At 39.1% G+C, this 25,522-nt stretch carries 28 protein-coding genes, 1 tRNA gene and 1 other annotated feature; all 29 genes read right to left on the bottom strand.

Annotated elements, in window-relative coordinates; translation table 11 throughout:
- Positions 1-22: 22 nt before the first annotated feature.
- The 29 genes from FZC41_RS01870 to FZC41_RS01730 all read right to left on the bottom strand — a co-directional run bounded on the left by FZC41_RS01870 (position 23) and on the right by FZC41_RS01730 (position 25,449).
- Positions 23-532, bottom strand: a complete 510-nt coding sequence (locus tag FZC41_RS01870) for a hypothetical protein (protein ID WP_148565673.1) — start codon at positions 530-532, stop codon at positions 23-25.
- A gap of 92 nt (positions 533-624) precedes the next feature.
- Positions 625-2,076 (bottom strand): proline--tRNA ligase, encoded by a 1,452-nt coding sequence (proS, locus tag FZC41_RS01865; protein ID WP_148565672.1) that lies wholly within the window; start codon positions 2,074-2,076, stop codon positions 625-627.
- Between the two features lie 223 nt (positions 2,077-2,299).
- The gene (rplL, locus tag FZC41_RS01860) at positions 2,300-2,680 is read right to left on the bottom strand and encodes a 50S ribosomal protein L7/L12 (protein ID WP_148565671.1); all 381 of its coding nucleotides are present in this window, start codon (positions 2,678-2,680) and stop codon (positions 2,300-2,302) included.
- A 51-nt stretch (positions 2,681-2,731) separates the two neighbouring features.
- Positions 2,732-3,253: a 50S ribosomal protein L10 gene (gene rplJ / locus FZC41_RS01855; protein WP_148565670.1), complete on the bottom strand. Its 522-nt coding sequence runs from the start codon at positions 3,251-3,253 to the stop codon at positions 2,732-2,734.
- Positions 3,254-3,277: 24 nt separating this feature from the next.
- Positions 3,278-3,402: a sequence feature (ribosomal protein L10 leader region), on the bottom strand.
- 71 nt (positions 3,403-3,473) lie between these two features.
- Positions 3,474-4,163, bottom strand: a complete 690-nt coding sequence (gene rplA, locus FZC41_RS01850) for a 50S ribosomal protein L1 (RefSeq protein ID WP_148565669.1) — start codon at positions 4,161-4,163, stop codon at positions 3,474-3,476.
- 61 nt (positions 4,164-4,224) lie between these two features.
- Positions 4,225-4,650, bottom strand: a complete 426-nt coding sequence (gene rplK / locus FZC41_RS01845) for a 50S ribosomal protein L11 (RefSeq protein WP_148565668.1) — start codon at positions 4,648-4,650, stop codon at positions 4,225-4,227.
- A gap of 71 nt (positions 4,651-4,721) precedes the next feature.
- Positions 4,722-5,276, bottom strand: coding sequence for a transcription termination/antitermination protein NusG (gene nusG, locus FZC41_RS01840; protein ID WP_148565667.1), 555 nt, complete (start codon positions 5,274-5,276; stop codon positions 4,722-4,724).
- Positions 5,277-5,289: 13 nt separating this feature from the next.
- The gene (secE, locus tag FZC41_RS01835; protein WP_148565666.1) at positions 5,290-5,670 is read right to left on the bottom strand and encodes a preprotein translocase subunit SecE; all 381 of its coding nucleotides are present in this window, start codon (positions 5,668-5,670) and stop codon (positions 5,290-5,292) included.
- 18 nt (positions 5,671-5,688) lie between these two features.
- Positions 5,689-5,838, bottom strand: coding sequence for a 50S ribosomal protein L33 (gene rpmG, locus FZC41_RS01830; protein ID WP_148565665.1), 150 nt, complete (start codon positions 5,836-5,838; stop codon positions 5,689-5,691).
- A gap of 238 nt (positions 5,839-6,076) precedes the next feature.
- A complete protein-coding gene (locus FZC41_RS01825; RefSeq protein ID WP_148565664.1) occupies positions 6,077-6,568 on the bottom strand; it encodes a GNAT family N-acetyltransferase in 492 nt (163 codons plus the stop codon).
- Positions 6,569-6,639: 71 nt separating this feature from the next.
- Entirely contained in the window at positions 6,640-6,825 is a 186-nt protein-coding gene (locus FZC41_RS01820; protein ID WP_148565663.1) for a hypothetical protein, read from the bottom strand.
- 159 nt (positions 6,826-6,984) lie between these two features.
- Positions 6,985-7,428 (bottom strand): Hsp20/alpha crystallin family protein, encoded by a 444-nt coding sequence (locus FZC41_RS01815; RefSeq protein WP_148565662.1) that lies wholly within the window; start codon positions 7,426-7,428, stop codon positions 6,985-6,987.
- 178 nt (positions 7,429-7,606) lie between these two features.
- Positions 7,607-7,683 (bottom strand) — tRNA-Arg (locus FZC41_RS01810).
- Between the two features lie 105 nt (positions 7,684-7,788).
- Positions 7,789-8,580 (bottom strand): M15 family metallopeptidase, encoded by a 792-nt coding sequence (locus FZC41_RS01805; RefSeq protein ID WP_148565661.1) that lies wholly within the window; start codon positions 8,578-8,580, stop codon positions 7,789-7,791.
- A gap of 139 nt (positions 8,581-8,719) precedes the next feature.
- Positions 8,720-8,944 (bottom strand): DUF8180 domain-containing protein, encoded by a 225-nt coding sequence (locus FZC41_RS01800; RefSeq protein ID WP_148565660.1) that lies wholly within the window; start codon positions 8,942-8,944, stop codon positions 8,720-8,722.
- Positions 8,945-9,367, bottom strand: coding sequence for a DUF3842 family protein (locus tag FZC41_RS01795; protein ID WP_148565659.1), 423 nt, complete (start codon positions 9,365-9,367; stop codon positions 8,945-8,947).
- A gap of 3 nt (positions 9,368-9,370) precedes the next feature.
- Complete coding sequence (locus tag FZC41_RS01790) at positions 9,371-9,568, bottom strand: CooT family nickel-binding protein (protein ID WP_148565658.1); 198 nt, start codon at positions 9,566-9,568, stop codon at positions 9,371-9,373.
- A gap of 110 nt (positions 9,569-9,678) precedes the next feature.
- The gene (gene acsB, locus FZC41_RS01785; RefSeq protein ID WP_148565657.1) at positions 9,679-11,814 is read right to left on the bottom strand and encodes an acetyl-CoA decarbonylase/synthase complex subunit alpha/beta; all 2,136 of its coding nucleotides are present in this window, start codon (positions 11,812-11,814) and stop codon (positions 9,679-9,681) included.
- A gap of 222 nt (positions 11,815-12,036) precedes the next feature.
- Positions 12,037-12,546, bottom strand: a complete 510-nt coding sequence (locus FZC41_RS17560; protein ID WP_243136625.1) for a DUF8180 domain-containing protein — start codon at positions 12,544-12,546, stop codon at positions 12,037-12,039.
- Positions 12,547-12,722: 176 nt separating this feature from the next.
- A complete protein-coding gene (gene acsB / locus FZC41_RS01775; protein WP_148565732.1) occupies positions 12,723-14,891 on the bottom strand; it encodes an acetyl-CoA decarbonylase/synthase complex subunit alpha/beta in 2,169 nt (722 codons plus the stop codon).
- A 57-nt stretch (positions 14,892-14,948) separates the two neighbouring features.
- A complete protein-coding gene (locus FZC41_RS01770; RefSeq protein WP_148565656.1) occupies positions 14,949-15,734 on the bottom strand; it encodes an ATP-binding protein in 786 nt (261 codons plus the stop codon).
- Between the two features lie 27 nt (positions 15,735-15,761).
- Positions 15,762-17,660, bottom strand: a complete 1,899-nt coding sequence (cooS, locus tag FZC41_RS01765; RefSeq protein WP_148565655.1) for an anaerobic carbon-monoxide dehydrogenase catalytic subunit — start codon at positions 17,658-17,660, stop codon at positions 15,762-15,764.
- A 350-nt stretch (positions 17,661-18,010) separates the two neighbouring features.
- On the bottom strand, positions 18,011-18,796 hold the full coding sequence (acsE, locus tag FZC41_RS01760; protein ID WP_148565654.1) for a carbon monoxide dehydrogenase/acetyl-CoA synthase methytransferase subunit: 786 nt from the start codon (positions 18,794-18,796) through the stop codon (positions 18,011-18,013).
- A 69-nt stretch (positions 18,797-18,865) separates the two neighbouring features.
- The gene (acsC, locus tag FZC41_RS01755) at positions 18,866-20,206 is read right to left on the bottom strand and encodes an acetyl-CoA decarbonylase/synthase complex subunit gamma (protein ID WP_148565653.1); all 1,341 of its coding nucleotides are present in this window, start codon (positions 20,204-20,206) and stop codon (positions 18,866-18,868) included.
- A gap of 19 nt (positions 20,207-20,225) precedes the next feature.
- A complete protein-coding gene (gene acsD / locus FZC41_RS01750; protein ID WP_148565652.1) occupies positions 20,226-21,161 on the bottom strand; it encodes an acetyl-CoA decarbonylase/synthase complex subunit delta in 936 nt (311 codons plus the stop codon).
- Positions 21,162-21,337: 176 nt separating this feature from the next.
- Positions 21,338-21,985, bottom strand: coding sequence for a DUF3786 domain-containing protein (locus FZC41_RS01745; protein WP_148565651.1), 648 nt, complete (start codon positions 21,983-21,985; stop codon positions 21,338-21,340).
- Positions 21,985-22,632, bottom strand: coding sequence for a DUF3786 domain-containing protein (locus FZC41_RS01740; RefSeq protein ID WP_148565650.1), 648 nt, complete (start codon positions 22,630-22,632; stop codon positions 21,985-21,987). The genes FZC41_RS01745 and FZC41_RS01740 overlap by 1 nt, the downstream gene beginning before the upstream one ends.
- 15 nt (positions 22,633-22,647) lie before the next feature.
- Positions 22,648-24,573 (bottom strand): corrinoid activation/regeneration protein AcsV, encoded by a 1,926-nt coding sequence (gene acsV, locus FZC41_RS01735; RefSeq protein WP_148565649.1) that lies wholly within the window; start codon positions 24,571-24,573, stop codon positions 22,648-22,650.
- A 93-nt stretch (positions 24,574-24,666) separates the two neighbouring features.
- Complete coding sequence (locus FZC41_RS01730; protein ID WP_148565648.1) at positions 24,667-25,449, bottom strand: ATP-binding protein; 783 nt, start codon at positions 25,447-25,449, stop codon at positions 24,667-24,669.
- Between the last annotated feature and the right edge of the window lie 73 nt (positions 25,450-25,522).

The raw sequence follows: 25,522 nt of genomic DNA, 5'->3' as shown, positions 1-25,522 counted from the left end.
AGCCTCTTTTTAGTTATCATTTTTAGGCAAAACAAATTGAATAAGCCGATCGACTGGGAGTTGGCAGTCCCATTTCTGAAATACTAACGCCAATTTTACTTTCAACATCGCCAAAAACATCAAATATTTTTTTTCCCGACTCCAAAAGAAAGCCTTCTTCTCCGGGAAAAATACATTCTTTTAATGCGATACCATAATTCTTCTTAATATCACGGATCATTGCATCCTTCGCAAATTGACAGGCAAAATTGCATATTTCCATAACAATGTATTGTTCCAGAACACTTTCTCTGGTGAAACAGTAATCCTCTATTTCTACACCGGCTGTCACAATATTCGGAATAACAAATTTTGAATCGGCAATTTTCTCAACCCCAATTTTACTGGTGAATAAAATCCCATCTAATGTAAACTGAGAATCGTTGACAATTTTCGCCTCGGATACACAATATAATGCCTTTGGTTTGGGGATCTCTTTGGCGCTATCTAAAATCCGTTCAATGGGCTTTGCACGTCTTGTTCCTCTTTCCATTCGGATCCGCTCATAAAATTCAGTTTCGTTCAAAATAAACTTAAGGCTGGTCAATTCAATGCTGCTCACGTGTTCACACATATCCTCACACTTTAATATGCTCGCGCGAAATAAGCCATTTTTTTAGCTGGCTTTCCACAGCATACGCATTTACCTTCATATAGAACTTCCTGTTCATCATCAAAAGGAATACAACGAATTGAAGCTCCGGTATCCTCCTTGATTTCATCTTCACAGCTGCGTTCTCCACACCACATGGCTTTTATAAAACCGGGATTTTCTTTGAGGTTCTTCTTAAATTCATCGGTGTTTTCTGCTGTTGATGTTTTTTCCTCACGCATTTTCAGTGCTTTATCATATAAATTACTTTGAATTTCTTTTAATAAATCGCCAACCGCTTTAAGAACATCTTCCAGACTGACCTGAATCTTTTCACCGGTATCCCGGCGTGCCAGAACACATTGTCCATTTTCAATATCACGCGGTCCAATTTCCAACCGGATCGGAACGCCCTTCATTTCCCACTGGTTAAATTTCCAACCGGGAGAATAACCGTCTGAATCATCAACTTTTACTCGATATTCCTTCTCAAGGATCTTGCCAATCTCCCAAGCCTTGTCTAAAACGCCTTCTTTATGCTGAGCGACAGGAATAACAACCACCTGAATCGGCGCAATCATTGGCGGCAGAACCAATCCATTGTCATCCCCGTGTACCATAATGATACCCCCAATTAAACGGGTTGATACTCCCCATGACGTGTGATAAGGATATGATTGTTCATTATTTCGATCAAGATAGGTAATATCAAAAGCTTTTGTGAAATGCTGCCCCAAATTATGGGATGTTCCGGACTGCAATGCTTGCCCATCATGCATTAATGCTTCCATTGTATAGGTTGCATCAGCACCCGCGAATTTTTCTTTTTCACTTTTTTGTCCGACAACCATCGGCATTGCCAGGCATGTTTCGGCAATTTCGCGGTAGATTCCCAACATCTGCATCGTTTCTGCCTGTGCTTCTTCCGCCGTTTCATGCAGCGTGTGGCCTTCCTGCCATAAGAATTCCGATGTTCTTAAAAATGGACGGGTTGTTTTTTCCCAACGTACAACATTACACCATTGGTTATATAAAAATGGCAGTTGGCGGTAGGAATTGAGCCATTTTGAATACATACTGCAGATAATGGTTTCTGAAGTCGGACGGACAGCCAATCGTTCCCCCAGCTCCTTATCTCCGCCATGAGTTACCCAGGCTACCTCCGGGGCAAAACCTTCAACATGTTCCGCTTCTTTCTTTAAAAGACTTTCCGGTATTAAAAGTGGAAAATACATATTTTCATGACCCGTTTCTTTAAAACGTTTGTCATAAGCTTTTTGGATTAATTCCCAAATAGCATAACCATAGGGACGTATGACCATGAAACCTTTTACGGGTGAATAATCCACCATTTCTGTTTTTGATATAACGTCCGTATACCATTGGGGAAAATCCACTTCCATGGGTGTAATTTCCTTAACTTGATTCGACTGTTTTTTTCCCATTGTTCTTCTTTCTCAGATCCTCGTCTGTTAAACCGCAAGCGACACGCTTTGCGTGTTTCTCTTTGGTTTGCGAAGGCGGATCGTCACCAATCATGTGCAAGCACTCATTTGGATCGTTGCTTCCGCGAAAATCAAAGGTTCGATTACCAAAGTAACCTACGCTTGTATAAACAAAAAAATCACCTGCGCAAGCAAGTGATTTTTTATATAGGTTATCGAGCAATTATTTTACTTCGATGCTTCCGCCTACTTCTTCAATTTTAGCTTTAATTTCTTCAGCTTCTTCTTTAGTAGCGGCTTCTTTGATTGCTTTTGGAGCTTCATCAACTACTGCTTTTGCTTCTTTTAAGCCTAAACCAGTTAATTCACGAACAACTTTGATTACTTTGATTTTTTGATCTCCAACAGCCGTTAAGATTACATCAAATTCAGTTTGTTCTTCAGCTTCTACAGCAGCTCCAGCAGCAGGAGCAGCAGCTACAGCCATAGGAGCAGCAGCACTAACACCGAATTCTTCTTCTAAAGCTTTTACTAATTCAGATAATTCTAATACAGTTAAACCTTTTACATCTTCAATTAATTGTGTTACTTTTTCACTTGCCATCTTATTATTGCCTCCAAATATTCTTTCTATAATTTAATTTTACCTATTGAACTAGGCTTGTTTTTGTTCTGCAATCGCATTTAAAGCGACAACCAATCCACGCATGTTTCCGTTTAAAACGTTGACAAAACCTGAAATTGGTGCGTTTAAGCCGCCAAGAACTCTGGCAACCAATACTTCTCGTGATGGTAATTCTGCAAGAGCTTCAACGCCTTTAACGTCTAAACACTTACCGTCAACCATACCGGCTTTAATTTCTAATGCTTTATGCAGTTTTGCAAAATCATTTAATAATTTCGCTGGTGCTACTGGATCAGTATCACAGAAAGCAACAGCAGTCGGACCAACCAGAACGTCTAGAAGACCTTCATAGCCTGTTTCTTTGGCTGCAAACCGCATCATTGAATTTTTGTAAACTTTGTAGTCAATGCCTGCTGCGCGTGCTTTAGCACGAAGCTCAGTCACTTCTTCAACGTTTAAACCGCGATAATCAACGAGTATCGCTGTCTGAGCATTGCGGAATTTTTCTGCAATTTCTTGTACAACAACTTGTTTTATTTCAATCTTTGGCATGTATTATGTGCACCTCCTTTAAAAAATCGTATCAAAAAAGCTCACTCCACCGTGTGAAGAGAGCTTTATTATTAATATAAGCTTTTTCTCTTCAGCCTCGGTAGGATTTATGGAACACCTACTGTCTATGGATGAATGATATTCTTTGACAACGACGCTATTGTATCATTTGTCATTTTCTATGTCAAGTCGTTTTAGGGCTTTGTAAAATTAATTAACCCTAGATTTTTCCAGTGTTGATTTTTACCCCAGGACTCATGGTGCTTGCTAACGTGACACTTCTAAAGTATAAACCTTTAGATGCTGCTGGTTTTGCTTTTTTTACGGCATCCAGTACTACTCTCATATTTTCATGCAATGCTTCTTCTGAGAAAGAAGCCTTACCAATGATTACATGGATAATATTGGTTTTGTCTAAACGATACTCTACCTTACCAGCTTTTGTATCGGCAACAGCCTTAGCAACGTCCATGGTTACTGTTCCGGATTTAGGGTTAGGCATTAATCCTTTAGGTCCTAATACTCGACCTAAACGACCAACTTTACCCATCATATCAGGGGTAGCAATCATAATATCAAAATCAAACCAGTTTTCTTTTTGAATTTTATCAATCATATCGTCTTCACCAAAGAAATCTGCACCGGCTTCTTCAGCTTCTTTCAATTTATCGCCTTTTGCGATAACAAGAACTTTAACTGTTTTACCTGTACCATGTGGAAGAACGACAGCTCCACGAACTTGTTGATCTGCATGACGTGAGTCAACACCCAATCTAATATGCAGTTCAATCGTTTCATCAAACTTTGCTGTTGCAAGTTTCTTTACCTGAGCAATAACTGCTTCTGGATCGAATAATTCTTGCTTGTCAAAGCTTTTTACCAAGTCTTGATATTTTTTTCCTTTTTTCATCTCTGCCTCCTTGTGGTAATAGCGGTTTCCCTCCCACTTAAGGTGTTTCTACCTTCTAAAATTATTCTTCGATTGTGATGCCCATGCTACGGGCTGTTCCTGCGATCATTCTCATTGCTGATTCTACTGTTGCCGCATTTAAATCCGGCATTTTCAATGTTGCAATTTCTCTTATCTGTTCATTCGTGACAGTCGCTACCTTTGTTTTGTTAGGTACGCCAGATCCGGACTCAATTCCTGCGCTTTTCTTTAGAAGAACAGCGGCTGGTGGAGTTTTTGTAATAAACGAGTAAGATCTATCTTGATAAACAGTAATCACTACAGGAATAATCATTCCTGCTTCATTTGCAGTTTTTGCATTAAATTCTTTACAGAATCCCATAATGTTAACACCATGTTGTCCCAGTGCAGGACCAACTGGTGGTGCTGGTGTTGCTTTACCGGCAGGTATTTGTAATTTTATTAGTCCCATTACTTTCTTTGCCATGTTAACACCTCCTTCATTTTAATATAGTATTTTTTACTCCGAACGGAGTTAGCATGAAGAATAGTTTTTCCTTAAGTGTTTATTTTTTCTATTTGTTCAAATCCCAGTTCAGCAAGCGTTTCCCTGCCAAACATGGAAACATTGACCTTAACCTTTGATTTTTCCGGATGTACTTCTTCAATAATTCCAGTGAAACCTTCAAGCGGTCCTTCAGTAACCTTAACCTCTTCTCCAACCTTCATGCTAATTTCCACACGCTGTTGACGAATGCCCATGCTTTTTAATTCAGCTTTGGACAACGGTACCGGTTTTGACGCTGGACCAACAAACCCGGTCACACCACGGGTATTTCGAACTACATACCATGAATCATCTGTCATGAACATTTTGATCATAACATATCCAGGAAATAGTTTCTTTTCTTTTACGACGCGTTTGCCGTTTTTGCTTTCGACGACTTCCTGTACAGGAACTTGAACCTCAAGGATCAAATCCTCCATATTTCTGTTTTCTACAGTAGCCTCAATGCTTGCTTTTACTTTATTCTCATATCCTGAATAAGTATGCGCAACAAACCATTGCGCCTGATCTTGTTGATCGAGTTGATCGTGCTGATTACTATCCATGGCTCTCCCTTACCTACTTTTTTAAAAATAACGTGGCAAGTCCACCTAGTCCTGTATCAACAATCCAAGTGAGAAGAGTAAAAATCGCAACAACTCCAGCTACTATGCCCGTCCGCTGAAGCAATTCTTCCTTTGTTAACCAAGTAACTTTTTTCAGCTCACGGTAAACCCCTTTGAAAAAGCCTACCATTTGTTGAAAGATATTTGGTTTTTTTCCTTTTTCACTTGACTTCTTTTTCGTTTTTTTGTCATTTTTTTCCGTTGATTGAGGCGTTTTTTTATCCTCTTTTACCAGGTTTGCAGCCTTATCCTCGGTTTTTTGCGCCTGTTTCTGGGTGTTATCATTTTTTCCTTGTTTATTACTGGCATTTTTTGCGTTTTTATTTGTTGCCATGATATCCCTCTTTATCCATTATTTCGTTTCTTTATGTGGTGTATGCTTCTTGCAAAATTTGCAATATTTTTCCGCCTCTAAACGATCAGGGTTATTCTTCTTGTTTTTCATGGTATCATAATTTCTTTGCTTGCATTCTGTACATGCTAAAGTAACTTTTACTCTCATTCCAGCACCTCCTACATCCTTATATATCAACACCCGCAGGAACACGCAGGCACACGGTCCCTATTTTCATAGTCACTAACATAGAATAGCACAATAAACCTGTTTTTGTCAATAAAAACATTAATAATCATGACATATTCTCTTGAAATTTTCTCAATAAAAAAAGGCACACAGCCTTTTCAACAACATTGACATTATATCAGTAATAACTGAAACAATCAAGAAAGATTTCTTTTTTTTACAATTTTAATCCCCAATAGTCGCAGCCAAAATTATTTCCGTCAATATCGACCACATCCGGCATATGTCCCCATCGCTCAAACCCATGTTTTTTTGCAAGTGATTGACTGGCGATATTGCTGTCAAAAATGATGGCAACCAGATTTCTAAACCCTATTTCCCGGGCCGCTTCAATGGCACACTTCATCAGCATTGACCCAACCCCTTTTCCATGGACACGGCTATCAACATAATAGCTGATTTCTGAAGTATAACGGAAGCCCTCACGTCCAGAACGAAATTCTGTAAGTGTCGTCCACCCTACTATTTCTCCATCCAACTCTGCGACAAACATCGGATGTCGGGTTCCGGAATGCTGAACGAACCATGGTTTTCGGATTTTCATCGTAGCCGGAGATAATTGCGCCGTAAATTTTCTTGCTTCAATCGCTTCATTTAGTATATCCAATACCCGTTGGTAATCTTTTTCTTCTGCTAATCTTATTTTCAAACGTTATCTCCTGTTTTATATTAGAATTTTACTTTAATTCTTTTTTCGTATCATCAGAACTTTATGGCCAATTATTTTCGACCGATTTTTCCAAACCACGCAATGATAACCGTAGCTGCAAAAATAATGATGATAAAACCGATGGTCGATATATAGGGCGAAAGAATCACATCCAACCATGCAATAATGACTGGCGAAATCAGCGCAAATAATAACAGGCAGCCGAACACGATCAATGTTTTTTTGTAATCTTCCACATCTATCTCCCCATATCAAATTATTCCAACTGATTTTCATTCGTTTTTCTAATATTTAAAAGTATAAACCTTGTCATTCAAATTTGCAAGATTTTTGTCTTATCCTTAAGCAACCGCGTATCTCCACAAAAAAGCAACCCCTCTCGAGGTTGCTTTAAATCAATCAATTTTTATTTCAGTTTTCTTTTCACTTTCTTTGGACTTTGGCGCCGTTACTTTTAATACGCCATTTTCAAAAGCTGCTTTAACTTCGCTTTCAGAAACGTTTGGAAGATATACTGTTCTCTGCATTGAACTGAAAGATCGTTCTTTGTGGATATATCGTTCATTTTCTTCATTTTTTTCTTCTTTTTTTGAAACCGAAATCGTCAGTCGGTCATCATTATATTTAACATGAATATCTTCTTTGTTATACCCTGCAATTTCCGCATCGATAATATACTCTTTGTCATTTTCTTTTACGTCAATTTTAAACGTGTCATTCTTAAGACTTCTAAATGGTGATTGAACATCATTGAAGAAATTTTCAACCAGATTATAGAAATCAACCACATCATCCGGCCTTGCAATCTGATTCTTTTTTAACGGTGTTAGATCTAACATAAATAAATGCCTCCTGTGAATAATTTTATCAGCACTCTGGAAATAAGAATGCTAATTTCTGTTTATTATGTACCCCGTTTTCCGGTAATAAACAAAAAAACCTTTCAAAAATTTTACATTTTCTTGAAAGGTTTTTAATATTCTGGCAGCTCACCGAAGGTGATTAATTTTAATTTGATGGTGCACCCGAGAGGATTCGAACCTCCGGCACGCAGTTTAGGAAACTACTGCTCTATCCACCTGAGCTACGGGCGCACAAAATTCGTGATTATTATATCAATAAATCAACCTTTTGGAAACTATTATTTTGTATGGAATGTTTCCCGCTATAAAAAAGGTGTCCTGACTGACACCTTTTTACTAATTCACGCCGTAATATTCTTCCATCGTTTTACCGCTATTGTAAATATCGGTCGCAACATCCACACCCAGATAACGGATGTGCCATGGTTCATAGGCATAGCCAGTAATATTCGTTTTGTCTTGAGGATAACGAATGATAAACCCGTACTTATAGGCATTGTTTTTAAGGAATTGACCTTCCGCTGTCGTCCCAAAGCTTTCCAATAGATCGAAACCAACAGATGCACTCGTAACATCCATCGCCAAACCCAGCTGATGCTCACTCATACCCGGTCGCGCACTGACAAGATCAGCCTGCTCAGCACCGTAAGTGCTGACGTTCCAATCATATAACTCCGATTGGGTTTCGTAAGAACGATAACCGGAACAACAATAAAGGTCCAATCCAGCACTGCTGGCGGCATTAAATAGTTTGACCAACGCTTCCGCGGCATCACTCCGAAGCTGGGTATCCCGCGTTGATGGAAGATCTAAAGTTACCAAATCATTGGGTACATAACTCGCAGAAATACTGTGATTTTTATTAACCAGCGCTGTAATACTGTCTGTTGATGTGCTACTTATTTTATCTCCCGCATCGTTTCCAGTCTCAGCCGTGGTTGTCGGGGAATTATTTTCTGTCGTCGCTTCCTGTGTTGTCGTTGTCTTTGCACTTGCTGTTTTATCTGCAACTTGAGCATTATTTCCACTGTGATATAATCTGACTGTAAATACCACAATAATCGCAATTAATATTGCTGCTAATCCACCGCAAGCAATAATAAAACGTTTTTTATCCTTAATCCTCATCTCATTGTTTCCTCTCACTTTTCCCTATATTATACACGATCATGAAAAATGGTCCTAACTTTTTTTGCTTTTTAAACAAAAAAAGACAGAACCAAATTAGTCCTGCTTTCAAGCATGGGTTGTTGTAATTATTGAAAATTTAACCTCTGAAAAGAATTTTTGCTTCCATCATTTTTTTTTGGACAGCTCGCATTTCTTCAATCGCTAAAAATATTTCTTTTGAAACAGCATCCTTTGATGTGCCTCTGAGCTTTTCTGCCCATTCTTGATAACCATCGATATGATCACCTGTATGGTTAATCCAATGCGCCAGAAACACTTTGAAAATTTCTTCTTGTTTTTGAATATCTAATTTGCTATCCATTTACACATCCTCCAAATGCAGTTCTTTTTTTATCAAAGCCACGGCTTCTCTAATTTGGAGCATCAATGGTTTTTGTTCCAAAGATACGATATGATGATTTTCGGGTAGAATCGGAATGTATATTTTTATCCCTTCGCAGCTTCCAATGGCTTCAACCATTCTCGGCGTCACTTCTCCCATCATCGAATTTGGAATGGTCATTGCAATCGAGCCAATAATAAAATCTGCTTTAACTACTGTTGTTGCAATGGCATTTTCTCCGGTTGCGCCTTTATTGGCACCTTTTTTCAACATTGCGGCTGTTGCCAAAGCATTGGTTCCTAATCCATATATTTCAATATATGGCGGCATTTCTTCTTTGAGAATTCCTACAATTCGCGACCCAATGCCGCCTCCCATACCGTCAAGCACAACGATGTTCATAAACTAAACCACAGTTCCTTCAATAATAATTTTGTGGGCAAGAAGTTTTACTTCCTTGAGTCTGCCTTGAACAATCTTTGTACCGCCCAATAAATCCGACAGGGTTAAACTCCCATCATCATTCGGGACAATATCAACAACGTAGTCCATTATTTTTTCTTCTCCTTCAGGAGTAGTCATATAAGCTGATGATTCACACATGTTCTCAGTCTCCTTTCTTTTATTTGAGATTATTCTAACACAGAATGCCCCTTAACACAAGTTAAGGGGCGACTGCATCTTTATTTTATTCAGTAATCCTAATGGAACTATTACATAATTGGATCCATCGCCAAAGCCGGATGTCCTTTTGATTCCAGGAATTCCAATACCGCTTCAGATTCAATAGCAATGGTTTCATCACAGACCATATCTGCAAAGTTTTCAATGCCGGTCATTTCTTTAACTGCTTTATTTAATCGTTCCGCAACATCATCTTTTAATTCTTTTGGCATCCAGACGATTCTTTCCAAACCGCCTTCAGCCGACATGAATTTCTTAGAACCGATCAATTGGCGACCATGACCCATGAAACCAGGAGTTTGAACCCCACCACCGGTCATCGAAGCCAGTTCTCCAAAGGTCATACCAACTGGTGAAACATCGCTAAACTCTCGGTTTACAATAACAACGCCGTTTGCTTCCGGCATAATGCCGCAGATACATTCGAAACATCCACAGGAAGTCATTGGATCTTCAAGAATTGAATATAATGTAACTTTTTCAACTGCCCCTTGTGAATTAGTAGCAACTGCTTCGTTGACCGAAGCCCAGATACCCAGTCGTTCGTCAATGGCTTGGCCTTTGACAACCGGCTGATTTGGTCCGGTTGGATCCAATTGTTTGGTTGCTTTGGCATCCAACCAGGAAACCGCACCGCAAAGACCTAAACGTTCTGGGGTAATGATGCAGACATGGCTTGGTGCAAATGATTGACATAATAGGCAGGTGTAGAATTCCTCAACACTTTCATCTGTCAAAGCGCTCATTCGATCATCACGTTGAACATAGATTGGTTTAACGCGTTCTTCATAAATTTCTTCCACATCTTCTTTTTTTGTATAAATAGTCACTTGACATTTATCGACAACATTGTCAAAGTCTGCCCGCATTTTTGCATAAAGAACTTCACCAATATGTTTTAACCGGAAGCCTTTTTCATATGCTTCTTTGGTCAGTCGAATCCATACCGTATTTCTTTGTCCAACATGCATAGCACCATCAATATAGTTCATAAAATAGTGAATACGTCTTTCCAGAACGGTTTCAAAGTCTTTTTGCATTTCTTTACCGGCAACTTCAACCAAGATACCTAAAGGCAACCGAACCGTTTTTCCATCTTCGAACATTGCATCATCGATATCTGGTCCAATAACGGTAATTTTATGATCTTCAAGTTCAGCTAAATCACCGGTTGTTACCAGTTCCCAGGCCGGTGTTTTGTTTCCGCCGAATTCTGCAAACATGGTGTCTTTACGAACACGTTCGCCTTCAAATGCTGCGGCCACTGAAACTGGTACGTCAATTTTTGTAACTTTAATTTTAATATCTCTTGATTCTAAAGAAGTTTCTACTGTTTTCGAGTGATCTGCTTGTGTCATCAGTGCTCCAGGGACTTCCGGCACTTCAACATCGGCAATGACTGGGAATCCTAATGCAATGGCACCGGCGCCAACTGATACAACCACTTCATCGATCGGGCCAAATGTGTTAACAAAAGCGGGAACTCTTTCTTTGGTATATGCTAAGAAATCCGCCAATTTTCCAGGTTCAACAGCGCCAAAGATTAAAGCTGTACGGATGGCAACAGAAACGACATGAATCACTGAAGTCACTTCGTGTCCTAATGGAATGACACGATAATCAAGGCCCATTTTCACGCCTGCTTCTGAAGCCTGCTCAATGATGTTCCCAACCATAAAAGTCAATAGACCTTTTTCCTGATAGTCTTTAACAATAGCGGCCAAAGTTTTGGGATCTGCTGATTCGCCTAAAAGAACGGCAATTCCAGGGATATCTCCGGTTACCAAGGGTACGCCAAGGGAACGAATGATCGGATCTGACACAAAGCCAATTCCAGCATCCTCGGCATAAGGATCGCCATCTAAATAACGAATCGCTTCAATTATTTCCGCTCCAACCGCTGTTGCCAGGCCTGCATTTAATGCTTCACCTAAATCATCCTTGTTGGTAATCAAACTTTTCAAAATACCCACTGCCGCCGGTAAATCACCTAAGGTCTTAATTTTAACTCCAGTTGCCGCATAAATAATAGGTAAAAAATAAGCCGTATCCGGATATCCCACTGCATGGCTTTCGCCATATTTTTCAATGGCATCATTTACAGCTCCTTCAGTTAAACCTGCTACTGCATTAGAACCAGCATAAATCAAATCTGTCAAACTCATAACAATTTCACTCTTCCTTTTCTAAAGAATTTCAATGCCTTCAGGCATCGTAATAATATATGAAATTGAAGAACTATATTACCATCTCCTGAATTTCATACACTTTTCTATATTTATACATTTATTTTACTATATTATCTGATTTTATACAAGTATATACATGTTTTCGCAAAGAAATTGCTGGATTCACATTATCAATCCAGCAATTTGTTATACACCGGTCTAGATCAAATCTTTTTTTGCCTTAATCAAATGTTTGTCTGCTTCTGCCATCAGCTCAATTGCTTCAGTTAACGCTTTAGCTACTTCACTTTTTCCCAGTTTGTTCATTTTTTCAACCCATGTTTTATATTCTGCAGCATGATCCTGATTATGCGAAACCCAGTGATCTAAAAGAATACTGATAATTTCGAGATCTTTATCTTCTACAGCAGAATTTCCTTCATGGGAGTGACCGTGTTCATCTCCATGAGTATGAGGATGAGTGTGTTCATGGGGATGTTCGTGGGGATGAGTATGTTCATGGGTGTGCTCATGCTCATGTTCTTCACCTAGTGTTTGTTCATGTTCATGTCCGTGGTCATCACTGTGGGGATGGGTATGACCATGTTCATGACTGTGTTCGTGGCCTTCTTCACTTCCATGTTCGTGTTTGGTACATCCTTCATGCGGATGTCCTTCTGTGTGGTCATGATGTTCACCATGACTATGGAGTTTTTTATCTTCAGACATTTTATTTCCTCCTATTATTTTTCATTTTTCACTGTTTTAATTATAACATTTTTTACTTAAAAAATACATGGCAACTCAATATTTTCAATGATATCTGTGTCCATGATGCGAAAAAAGGCAGAACACAAATGTGTTCTGCCTTCAGACATACAGTTTTTGACTCGGTCAAAAATTAATTACATAATTGGATCCATAGCTAATGCTGGATGTCCTTTTGTTTCTAAGAATTCTAATACTGCTTCAGAATCAACAGCGATTGTTTCATCACAAACCATGTCTGCGAAATTATCAATGCCTGTCATCTCTTTGACTGCTTTATTCATACGTTCAGCAACATCATCTTTTAATGCTTTTGGCATCCATACGATTCTTTCCAAGCCGCCTTCAGCAGACATGAATTTTTTAGAACCAAGCAATTGACGACCATGACCCATGAAACCTGGAGTTTGAACTCCACCACCTGTCATTGAAGCCAATTCACCGAAGGTCATACCTACTGGAGTAATATCAGCATGCTCACGATTTACAATAACAACACCGTTTGCTTCTGGCATAATTCCACAGATACATTCGAAACATCCGCAGGAAGTCATTGGATCTTCAAGAATAGAATAAAGTGTTACTGATTCAACTGCACCTTGTGAGTTGGTAGCAACTGCTTCGTTAACTGAATCCCAGATTCCAAGACGTTCATCAATAGCTGTGCCCTTGACAACCGGTTGGTTTGGTCCGGTAGGATCCAATTGTTTGGTTGCTTTAGCATCCAACCAGGAAACCGCACCGCAAAGACCTAAACGTTCTGGTGTAACGATACAAACATGGCTTGGAGCAAATGATTGACATAATAAACAAGTATAGAATTCCTCTACGTTGTCATCTGTCAAAGCAGCCATTCTGGTATCACGTTTATCGTATACTGGTTTAGCACGTTCTGCATAAAGTCGTTCAACATCTTCTTTGTTTGTATAAATAGTTACTTGACATTTATCAACAACTTTATCAAAATCATCTCTCATTTTTGCATACAGTACTTCACCGATATGTTTCAAACGGAAGCCTTTTCCATATGCTTCTTTGGTTAAACGGATCCAAGAACTATTTCTCTGTCCAACATGCATTGCACCTTCAACATAGTTCAAGAAATAGTGAATACGTCTTTCCAGAACGGTTTCAAAATCTGCTTGCATATCTTTACCGGCAACTTCAACTAAAACGCCTAAAGGTAAACGAACCGTTTTTCCTTCTTCGAACATGGCATCGTCGATATCTGGTCCGATAAGAGTGATCTTATGATCTTCGACATCTGCTAAATCAATGCTTGTTACAAGTTCCCAAGCTGGTGTTCTGTTTCCGCCGAATTCAGCAAACATGGTATCTTTACGAACACGTTCGCCTTCAAATGCTGAAGATACAGATACTGGACAGTCGATTTCGGTAATTTTAATTTTAATTCCTCTAGCTTCAAGAGAAGTAGCAACAACCTTTTCGTAATCTGGTTGATAGAGTAATAATGTTGGTACTTCATTGATGTATTTATCTACAGTTGCTGGGAAGCCTAATTCAATGGCAGCAGCACCGGCAGCAATAATTTTGTTATCCCATCCGCCAAATACATTAACAAACGCTTTAACACGATCTTTTGTATAAGTTCTATGAGCAAGGAAATCTCCTGGTTTTGTTGCCCCGAAGATTAAGCTGGCACGGATTGCTACAGAAACAACGTGGATAACAGATTCGATTTCATATCCCAATGGAATAACTCGAAGGTCTACACCCATTTTAATGTTTTGTTCAATAGCTTGATCAATTACTTTACCAACCATGAAGGTCAATAAACCCTTTTGTTGATAATCTTTAACAACATTTGCCAGTGTTTCAGAATCTGGTGCTTCACCGATAAGAACAGCAACACCTGGAATATCCTGTGTAACTAACGCAACACCGAATGAACGAACTTCTGCATCTGGTAAGAAACCTAAAGTACGTACATCTGCAGTATTTAAATCTTCTGCGTCACGGCCTTTGTATGGGATTGGATCATAAACAAATTTCACTGCTTCAATAATTTCAGCTAACATAGCAGAAGCGGTACCAGCATCTAAACCAGCTTGTAAAGTTTTTGCTGGATGAATGTATTCTTTTGCCAGTGCCAAAGCTTCTTCCAATTCACCTACATTGGTGATTTTTTTACCTGTAATAGCGTAGATGCAAGGTAATGCGTAGGCAGTACCTGGGAATTTAACGGGTGTTTCTTTTCCCTTTTCAGCGACAACCTTGGCAACCATTTCTTCAGCACGTTGAAGATATTGGGCTTGACCGTCGTAAATAATATCTAAAAGATTCATATTCATATGGACTTTTCCTCCTTAAATTGGTTCAATTAATATAAGATTTTTGTAACTCTATTTCTTTTTTTCCTGTACGATCTCTTGAATTCTTTTGCCAAGAGCAGCAATGTCAGTCTTCATGACTGGATCGTCATAGGGTGATTTATTGTTTCTGTCTGATTCGGAGATTTCATCACGATAGTTTAAAAAACCAACAATGTTTTCTGCTCCGATTTTTTCTGTAAGAAAGGCAATATCTCCGTCATTCCGGATTTTATTTCCAATAACATAAACTTGCTTGACACCAATATCCATCGCCATGGATTTAACTTTATGATAGGTTTGAATACTGCGAACTCCCGGTTCAACAACAACAATAAATGCGTCGACTGCTCCGGCCGTTCCTCTCCCCAAATGCTCAATTCCGGCTTCCATATCCATAACAACCACGTCTTTTTGATAAAGTACCAAATGATTCATCAGCGTTTTTAACAAAACGTGTTCAGGACAGACGCAACCAGAACCTCCGGTATCAACCGTTCCCATCGTTAAAAGCTTAACGCCATTAAATTCTTTAGCATAACGCGCTGGAATATCGGCAACCTCAGGGTTCATTCTAAACATTGAACCAAAAGATCCTGTATTGGCAGCGGTCCGTTCTTCGACAAGATCTTTCATCTCGGAAATCGGCACAATGCTGGCAATCATCTCTTCGCTCATGCCCAGAGCAAGCCCGAGATTTGCATCTGGATCTGCATCAACAGTTAATACGTTAAATCCTGCTTCGGCAAAATATCGGCTTAAACTCGCTGCGATGGTTGTTTTTCCAACCCCGCCTTTTCCTGTTATTGCAATTTTCATTTATATCACCTGTCTATCTTTTATAAATTAGATACCTAATGCTGTTCGTTTATCTTCTAAATCGACCATGATTTTATCAACTGTAACCAGCGGATCTTTTTCAAATACGAAGTGAGCGCCCAGGAATTCCTGACAATCTTCGGTCAATAATTTTGTGAAGTTAGGACTTCCTAAAACTTGTGGAATGACGCCAAGGTAAGTATTAATACCAGAACCAACAACGTAGTTAGCAATTGATACGGCTTTTTCTGACATCCATTCTGGTGCAATACCAACAACTGGTAATAATGCAGGATCGATACCTTTTACGTCAGCACATAAGTTTACTAAGTGAAGGATACGGCTGATATCAACGCAAGATCCCATATGAAGAACTGGCGGAATATTGACACGTTCGCATACTTCTTTCAAGCCACGACCGCACAATTCTTTAGCTTCCAACTGTAATAAGCCAGCTTTTGCAGCAGCCTGAGCGGCACAACCGGTAACGACACAGATGACGTCACGTTTGATCAGTTCTTTGATAATTGTTACATGAGCATAATCATGTTCAACTTTAGGGTTGTTGCAACCAACAACACCAGCCGCCCCACGAATAACGCCGGCATAGATAACATCGGTTAGTGGTTTAACGGTTCCCATTGGGTCAGAAGTGTTTGTGTTTACTACTTTATCCAAATGATCGATAATCGCTTCAACAGAGTATCCAACCATTGTGTCTGATTTAAGATCAGGAATTTCAACTTTGGAAGCATCTCTGTTTACAAAATTTTCAACGGCAATTTTTACGATTTCATTGGCATTTTCCAAACCGGTTGCTTCAGAGAATTGAATGAACATATCTCCAGAGATCTTTGCTTTTTCAGAAGTACTGATAAAACGCGTATGATATTTTTTAGCCAGTGCAGGAAGTGCTGGGAAAATACATTGAACATCTACGACAGCCGCTTCAATCGCACCGGTAATGATGCACAGTTCCTGTTGGTAGAAATTACCGGCAATTTTGATGCCATGTCTCATGGTCATTTCATTACCTGTACAGCACATACCAACGATGTTAATGCCTTTAGCACCTTTAGCTTTTGCCAATTCAATCATTTCAGGATTTTCAGCAGCCAAAACAATCATTTCGGCAAGATTGGGATCATGGCCATGAATCAGAATATTGACCTGGTCTTTATCGATAACGCCTAAGTTTGAAGATGACGCTTGTGCTGAAGGTGTTCCGTACATAATATCAGAGAATTCGGTTCCGATCATCGATCCGCCCCAACCATCTGACATACCCGTTCTCATGCCTCTTCTGAAAAGACTTTCATAGTCTGAAGCACATCCGATATGAGTCGAGTGCATTAATGTGGTTACTTCCATATCAATGGCTCTTGGTTCGATATTTTCTCTTTTCCAAATATCCTGTCGCGCTTGTGGTGCTCTTTTTAAGAAACGTTGTGTTCCAAAAGGTTTACCGAATTCTCCCAATGCCATTTCAGACAATTCGTGAGCCAAAGCATAGGTTTCTTTGGTGTCTGCATCGGCAATGCCCCATTCTGCAGAGATTCTTCGTAATTTTGCTTCATCTCTGATTTTAAAAGGACCCTCAGCTTTTGCTGCATGCATCGCATGAACAATATCACGGGCATGATCGGAATGGGCAGATGTTCCGCCGGCTACCATTCTAGCAAAGTTTCTTGCTACGATTGTATCAGCATTTGCTCCGCAAATACCTCTTTCAGCGCCTTTTCCAGGTACTGGGCTTACACGGCAAGGTCCCATTGCACAAATCCGGCAACATACTCCTGCTTCTCCAAAACCACATTGAGTTTTCTGTGCGGCTTTACGATCCCACATAGTTTCTGCGCCATCTCTTTTAGCTTTCGCGAGTAGGGCTTCAGCCGTCTGATCAAATTTCAAATATTCATTACTCATATTTTTTCTACCTCTCTAAATTTTATAATTTATATCTCAATACCTTTTTATACAATATTTATTTAAGCATTTGTAAAAAAGTACGCATTTAATAAAAAATGTTCTTTACAAACATTGTTAAATGTTATACAATGTAGGCAATCGATACATTATACATTATTGTTTTGCTCCTGAATGTTCATTTGTTTCTTGTGCTGCAAGTGACGAACATAAATCAGGGGCTTTTTTGAGTATTTTCAAATACCTATTGCTTTTTTTTAAAAAGGTATCTAAAAAGTCGAGCACTATATCTATATAAAATAGCTTGTTCGATTATTTTTAAATACCTTTTATTTATTTATAAAGGTATCTTAGAACTCTAATACTGAATCAGCATAAAGAATATTATTTTTGATAATATCACAAGCTACAACAGTTTCCATTAATCTTCTATCACAAGGATTAACGATTGCAGAACTAAATCCACATTGCATAGCCATTGCTATCGTTGCAGAGTCTAATAATGGACGAATATGTTTTGGCGCACCGTTGGAAACGTTGCTTAATCCACCCGTTGTTAACAAGCCCATGTCAGTAATCATCTGGATTGCTTCAAGAACATCCATTAATTTATCCTGCATTCCTTTGATAACGATGAAAAGTGGGTCAAATAACATATCTGTTGGTTCCATGCCATGTTCCATACCACGTTCTAATAATTCAGAACAATACATAATACGTTCGTCATTATCTGCTGGAACGCCTTCTTTTGAACATAAAGCGATACACATAGCATCATTAGCAGCTGCTAAGTCAAGATATCCAATTCGATCGCCTGCATCTGCAGAGTTAACGATTGGTTTTCCTTTTGCGCGGTTGTAAACTTTAATTCCAGCTTCAATAGCTTTCATATTTGCAGTATCAAGTGCTAAAGGCACATTGTCGAAGTTTTCCTGGAGTAATTTGACACCCCATTGCATTAAATCTTCGCCGTCTCTTTCAGCAGGTCCGATATTTAAATCTAAATAGTCTGCACCAGCTGTTAATTGTTCTTTGGCTCTCAAAAGAATTGGATCAGGATTTCTATCTGCAAATGCCTGTCGAATTGCTGGAGATATACAGTGAATTCTTTCACCAATAACCATGAATTTTGACATATTGTTCCCCTTTCAAATTAAAAAATATTTATAGGTGTGCCCGGGGAAATCCCGGACACAGATTGGATATTATGCTTGTAAGTCTCTTAAGAACTTAGGTATTTGCATTGCTTCGGTTGGTCCAACAACTATTTCCCATTCAGGTAATAATTCAGCTAAATCACCTTGAAGTACGGCAACTTTACCAGGTAAGATTAACTTACGTGATGTTGTAAGGTCTGCAATATTGTTTTCTTTAACAAAGTTAGCAATTACGGTAGAACCGAATTTACCAGCAGCCCAAGAAGTTAGTACTGAGTAACCACCAGCATCTGGGATAGCTAAGTATGCAGGTACTTTTGAACGTTCAATTTCGCCAGCAACAACAAAGTATGTTAAAGCGAAATCAACAGTAACAAGTACTGGATCTTTGCCGGTTGGTTTATTGAATTCATAAATCTTAGGTTCAACACGCATTGGTTTTTGAGGATCTGTAAAGATGTTTTGTCTTAAACCAAACAGTGGCAATGCTGCATTAAAGTCCATTTCTTCCATAACGATGATTGAACCGTAACGAAGAACGAAAGCTGAAGCCAATGCAATTTGCATGTTGATATCGCCAGGTGCAAGTTTATTTGTAAATACAACTGAAGGATATCCGAAGGTACGGTCACTGCCTTTAATAGCAGCTGTTCGAATATCTACTGCATTTGCATATGCTTCTTTAATAGAAGTTTCGCCAACATTTAATACAAGTTTCTTGTATCCTAGTTTTTCGATTGATTCTACTAAATCATGTAATGCGTCAATGCTGTCTGCAGAAACACCAAGAACAGCATCTGCTGCTTTGGCAACTTCTACCATTGCTGCGGCGTTATCTTTGGTTGCTCCCATAATGATTGCGCCGGCACCAGCAACTGCAACTGCTGCTTTTGCTGCTTCAGCATCAGTTGTAATGATCATTGGAATTTTGCCGCATTCAGTAACTTTTTTAACTAATGCAACAAATTTAGCCTGATCAGCTGCAAAACGAACGCCAACAATTTCAACGAACATCATTTCGCCAATACGGTCATAGTTAACTTTTTTAAGCTTATCACAAGCTGCTGCTACTTCAGCATCACTCATTGCATCTGATAATTCAATTGCGAATAAGTTTTTACTTACTAAAGTTTTTTCATGTCTGAATAATACTGTTTCGCCACCAAGAACTCTTTCAGCATCGCCAGATCCAACTTTAATTGTTTTCATCGGAGGAGCTGTTGCTTCTGATAATAATTCTTTTGATTCATCTGAAATATGTGGACATTTTTCGATGGGAACAGCACCAGTTGCTGCTTTCATTGAGAAAGCCATACATGTTGGGAATCCGCACTCTTTACAATTTGACTTTGGAGTGAGTTTGAAAATATCTAAACCTTTAACTGCCATTTGTATTCGCCTTCCTTTCTTAACCTATTAGTCCAGCAATCATGCTTTTGATTGTTTTAGCTGATTCTGGATGTCTTACGATGATAGCGTTTGATCCGCCAACAACACATGCTGCTGCTGTTGTAACTTCCATGCCAATACCACGGGCTTCTAAGCTACCCCATTCTGGTGCTTCAGCTTCTGTAAATACAGATTCTTTTACACTCCAGGAATCACTAGAAACGTCTGTTATAATTGGCATTTGTAAGCTTTCATCATTTTGACCAAGGCCTGCTAAGCGAATACGATCCATGGTTGAAGCAACATATTCAAAACCGTAACCGGCAGCTGCTGAACCAACATCCATAACGATATCTTGACTTTTAACACCAAGTTGTGTCAATAGAATATTTAATTGTTTTGCAAGGTTAATATCAACTGCAGATTCGGCAGATACTTTCTGTCCGTAAGCCATTGCTCCGGCAGCACCGATTGTTTTGTAATTATCTTCTACTGCAGAGAATAAAACAACATTTTTGTTTTCCAGAGCTTTTGCTACTGCTTCCAATAACTTAGCATCTTTTTCTGCGTTTTTGCATCCTTCAATAACGACTGGCACTTTAACTGCAGCTTCTACAGCTACTGCTGTAGCAACACAATTTTCTACTGAATTGTCAGCACCGTTTGGATCTGCGCTAGCAAGTTTAACCAGTATGAAATCAGCACCTGATTTTTCTACTGCAGCCTTTGCGAAAGCTGCTGGGTTTTTAAGATCATCACCGTAAATAGTTTTGAAGCAATCAGCCCAATCTTCTGGGGCATCTGAAATTGCTATTCCAACTGCGGTTTTGAATCCTTCATCACCTAAAAATGGTAATGTTTTTTCTCCACCTATGCTTATAGCTGCATCTCCAGCACCTATCTCACATACGTTGATCTTGCCATTGAATTTTTGTTCTGTTCTTTTGTATGGCATTTGTTTGTTTCCTCCTAACCTGTTACCTTTTTTCAAAATATTTATTTCAAAGCTCGACACTTTAAAACCAAAATAAAACCATTACATATTTTTACAGATATTGACCTGTATATATAAGTATACACAGATTGTACTATATTAGTTAAAAGTTTGTCAATTAATTTTCGAATATTTTTTTATTTTTCTAAAGAGAAAGTAAAGGTTTTCAATGAAATGATCAAAACGTCTCCTAAAATTGCTAAGTCTTTAATATTAAAGACCTTTGTTAAACTTTTGTCAAATAATATCTGCGCCTCTGCTTCAAACTCATCGTCACCAAACCAGAGGATGCCGGCCGCCGTTACTCCCGGCATGACTGTGAACTGCCAGGATAAATCCCCTTTTCCTAAGGGGATCCCGTTGATGGCGTTCATATATTTTTTAAGTTCATCCGGCATTTCGTTGCCAATGTTCGCGAAAACCTGAATACAACGTTTATAAAAATTAGAATAGTATAGGGGGCCGTCAGGAAATTCTTTAAAGCTGATTAGCTCATCTTCATTTTCTTTTCCTTTGGCATTCATTAAATATCGAAGAATAATGATTTTTACCGAATAGTTGTCAAAATTTTCTTCCTGGGCATTGCAGACCTCGCCGCTGGGATAATGAACAATATACTTTTCTCCCAGTACTGCTATCTCGAAGGTCCCACTTTTCTGATCAAAACTGCATCGGGATTTTTCGCTCATTTCAAAAGGGTCATGATTTTTAAACAAATCCCGACTTACAAAATAGCTACTTTCAGAAAAATGAGGATCGATTTTCTGTATTTTTGATTGTTTCATTATTTCTTACTTAAATCTTTCAAAATTGGGATGAATATATCTCCCATTACTGCCATATCCTCAGCACTGAAAGCCGATGGGAAATTAGCATCAAACAAAATCTGCGCCTCTGGCGGAAATTCATCATCACCCAGCCACAGGATCGCTGTCATGAACATATTATTAATGACCTCGAATCGCCATGAAAAATCGCCATTCTTTTGTGGTTCTGCACCTAAAAAGGCCATGGCTTTTTTCAAACCTTCAATGTTGTAATTAAAAGTGAAGGCAAACCGTTTCAGGCAGCGCCCTTCAAAACATGCAAAATACACATTTCCGCCGGAAACATCGCGATAAGCAATGTTTTCTCCGGTTGAGGAAATCCCTTTCGCATTGATTAAATATCTCAGAATCATGGTTTTTAGTTTGTAATTGTCAAAGTCGTGTCCTTCTGAATCAGTGACATCCCCCTGTGGAAAGGTCACCTTGTATGGTGCGCCCATCACGGTGACTAAAAAGGAACTTGTTGCTTCATCATACGGACAGGTACTTAATTTTGAAACATTCTGGGGATCCTGGTCTTTTAATAAAGACTTGTAATGTTCATAAGGAATTTTATCTTTTCTTTTTTCTTCAATTGCGGCTTCATCCCGTAAAGTAATTTCCATTTAATTCTCCTATTTTTAGTATTCAACGGAAGGAAATAATTTCAAATTTGTATGAGGAATAAAGCAAGCGGATATAAATTCATCCATATAGCTTGGGTAGACGCTCAATTCCATATAAGTCATGTTTTTAGAAATCTCTCTAATCTTATCTTTTCCTTCAGTAAGAGTTAATGCAAGATAACACCCCTGCATTGAACTGTTGCCAATATAATGATATTTTTCTACCGGTATATCCGGCAGCATACCTAATGCAATGGCATTTTTTATAACCAGGTTGGTGCCAATGCCTCCGGCAACATAAATGTCGTCTAAGACATCAATGGGCATCTCCAGGCTTTCCATTAAAGTATAAATAGCGGAAAATACCGCACCCTTCGCTTTAATAAAACTGCTAATGTCAATCTCAGTAATATAAACATCCCTGGAACCATTATCTAATTCTTTTGAGTATAAAATATATTGTCCAATGTTGTATTCGTCGAAACGAATGCGGGGATGATCCAAAGTCCGATCGATTCGGCCTCTGCCATCAATAATCCCGGTTCGTTTCATTTCACAGATCAAGTCGATAATCCCTGAACCGCAAATTCCAATCGGACTCTGATGTCCGATCGTATTGTAAAAAGGCCTTAAATCACTATCGTTAATATATATCTGTTCAATTGCTCCGGGTACAGCTCGGGTTCCACAACTGATTTCGCCACCTTCAAAGGCCGGACCGGCTGAACAGGCACAGGTCATTAAAAAATCTTTGTTGCCAAAAACGATTTCCCCGTTTGTTCCTAAATCCACCAGCATGCTGAAGCCTTCCCGTATCCAAATCGGCACTGCAAAAACTCCGGCAGTAATATCCCCGCCGACATAACTGGCTACCGATGGGGCAAGATATATTTTTCCCTCGGGATTGATATTAATTCCCAGTTCTAAACATTTCATTTCCGGGATGTCATTAATTACCGGAATAAATGGTTCTCTTCTTAAATAATCCGGGTTTATTCCCAGCAGCAAATGGTTCATGGTGGTATTTCCTGCGGCACAGACTTCATAAATATCTTCTTTGGCTATATTAGTGGCTTTCACTAACTTTTCAATAAGCATATTGATACTTTCATCCACAATAGCCCGGCGAAGATTTTCCAATCCGCCGCTTTTTTGAGAATAGACAATTCGATTAATAACATCTGCGCCATATTTAACCTGGGCATTTCCCATGGACGCCTTTGTTACAATTTCATTGGTATTCATATCCACTAAACAGGCTGAAACAGAAGTTGTCCCGATATCCAGGGCTATTCCATAGAGAACCGGCTTATTTCCGTTTGCCGGTTTAATATCAAGTATTTCCGCCACATCCCTACGTTTAAGGTAAACCACTTCAATTAAAAATTCTTTTTCCCGGAAAGCATCCGGAATTTTTCTCATCACGTTCAGGCTCATGACGATATCATTGTAGCCTAAATTTTGTTTGAAATAACGTTTTAAGCGGTCTTCATCGCCAATATTATCTTCAAGGTTGGGCAACGGTAATTGAATGACCTCCGACCATAACCGACTGGCATTCGTCATGCCATTTTTTATCAGTTTTTTACGGACATGCTTGATATTATCATTTTCATTTTTAGAAAGATCGGTTATTTGCATTTCGTTTACAAAGGAAGACGCCAAATCAGGTACTTCCACCTCGATATCGCCAATAATGTTTGAATTACAGGAAAGGACGATTCCCGCAGCTGCTTCTTCCTCAGAGATATGTCTGGTTTCCGTCGTTTTAACCTGACCGGACACTATTTTTACCTTGCATTTTCCACAAGTGGCATTCCCATTGCAAGGCGAGTCAATCATTACCCCGGCTCTTCTTGCTGCATCAAGTAAATTTTCATTATCCGTTGCAACCAAATCAACCGTTCTTTTACCTTTTATTTTAAACTGTACCTTTTGCATTTAATCTCCCCTCTCCGCAGTTTCTATTACAAAGCTTATCGGCAAATGCAGCGCTGTCAGACAGAGCTGCGTCTGCTCAATTAATAAACTTTCTTATTTTTTATTTTTAATAATCTCTAATTTATCAACGATAGCTCTTAATGCCGCCTTTGCCGGGGAATCTGCCGGGAGGTCAACCAATGGTTTCCCGTAAGAATCAAATTCAAAAACATTTTGATCCATGGGTACAACGCCAATAAGATCCAATCCTTCTTTTTCAATTTCTTCCGATGTTCCGGCATTAAGGACCCCATCCGGAGCGCGGTTTACGATCAACTTGATGGTCGGCACTTTTAACTTAAGCTCAGCCACTAGGTCTCTAATGCGTCCAACTGCTTGAATTCCCCGACGGGAACAGTCACTGACAAGTATCAGCAGGTCAATTTTGCCTAACGTTCCGCGGCTTAAGTGTTCCATACCAGCTTCATTATCGACAATCAGATATTGATAATTTTTAGCTAAAACATCTAACTGGGTTTTTAAAAGTCCATTTACGTAGCAGTAACAGCCCGCGCCCTGGCCTCTCCCCATGACGAGAAGGTCATAACCATTGCTTTCAGCAACCGCCTGGTTTAGCCGCAATTGCATAAAATCTGCTTTTGTCACGCCGATAGGCAGGGGTACCCCGGCCACTTCTGCTTTATTAATTTCCTCTTTTATTTCTCCAATTGAAAGATCAACTTCTTCTCCAAGCACTTCATTTAAGTTTGCATTGGCATCTGCATCCACTGCTAAAATGGGCCCTAGCCCCTGTTCAACTAAATATTCAATGAGCATACCGGTAAGACTGGTTTTTCCAACCCCGCCTTTACCTGCAATTGCAATATTAAAAGACATTTTATTTTCCTCCGAAATAATTTTTCACTGTTATTTTCTTTGCTATGATTAGTTTATGTTATTTATCCTAATC

It is taken from the genome of Acetobacterium paludosum (assembly GCF_008086595.1).
Classification (GTDB): Bacteria; Bacillota; Clostridia; order Eubacteriales; family Eubacteriaceae; genus Acetobacterium; species Acetobacterium paludosum.
This window is presented reverse-complemented; position numbering and strand designations above follow the sequence as displayed.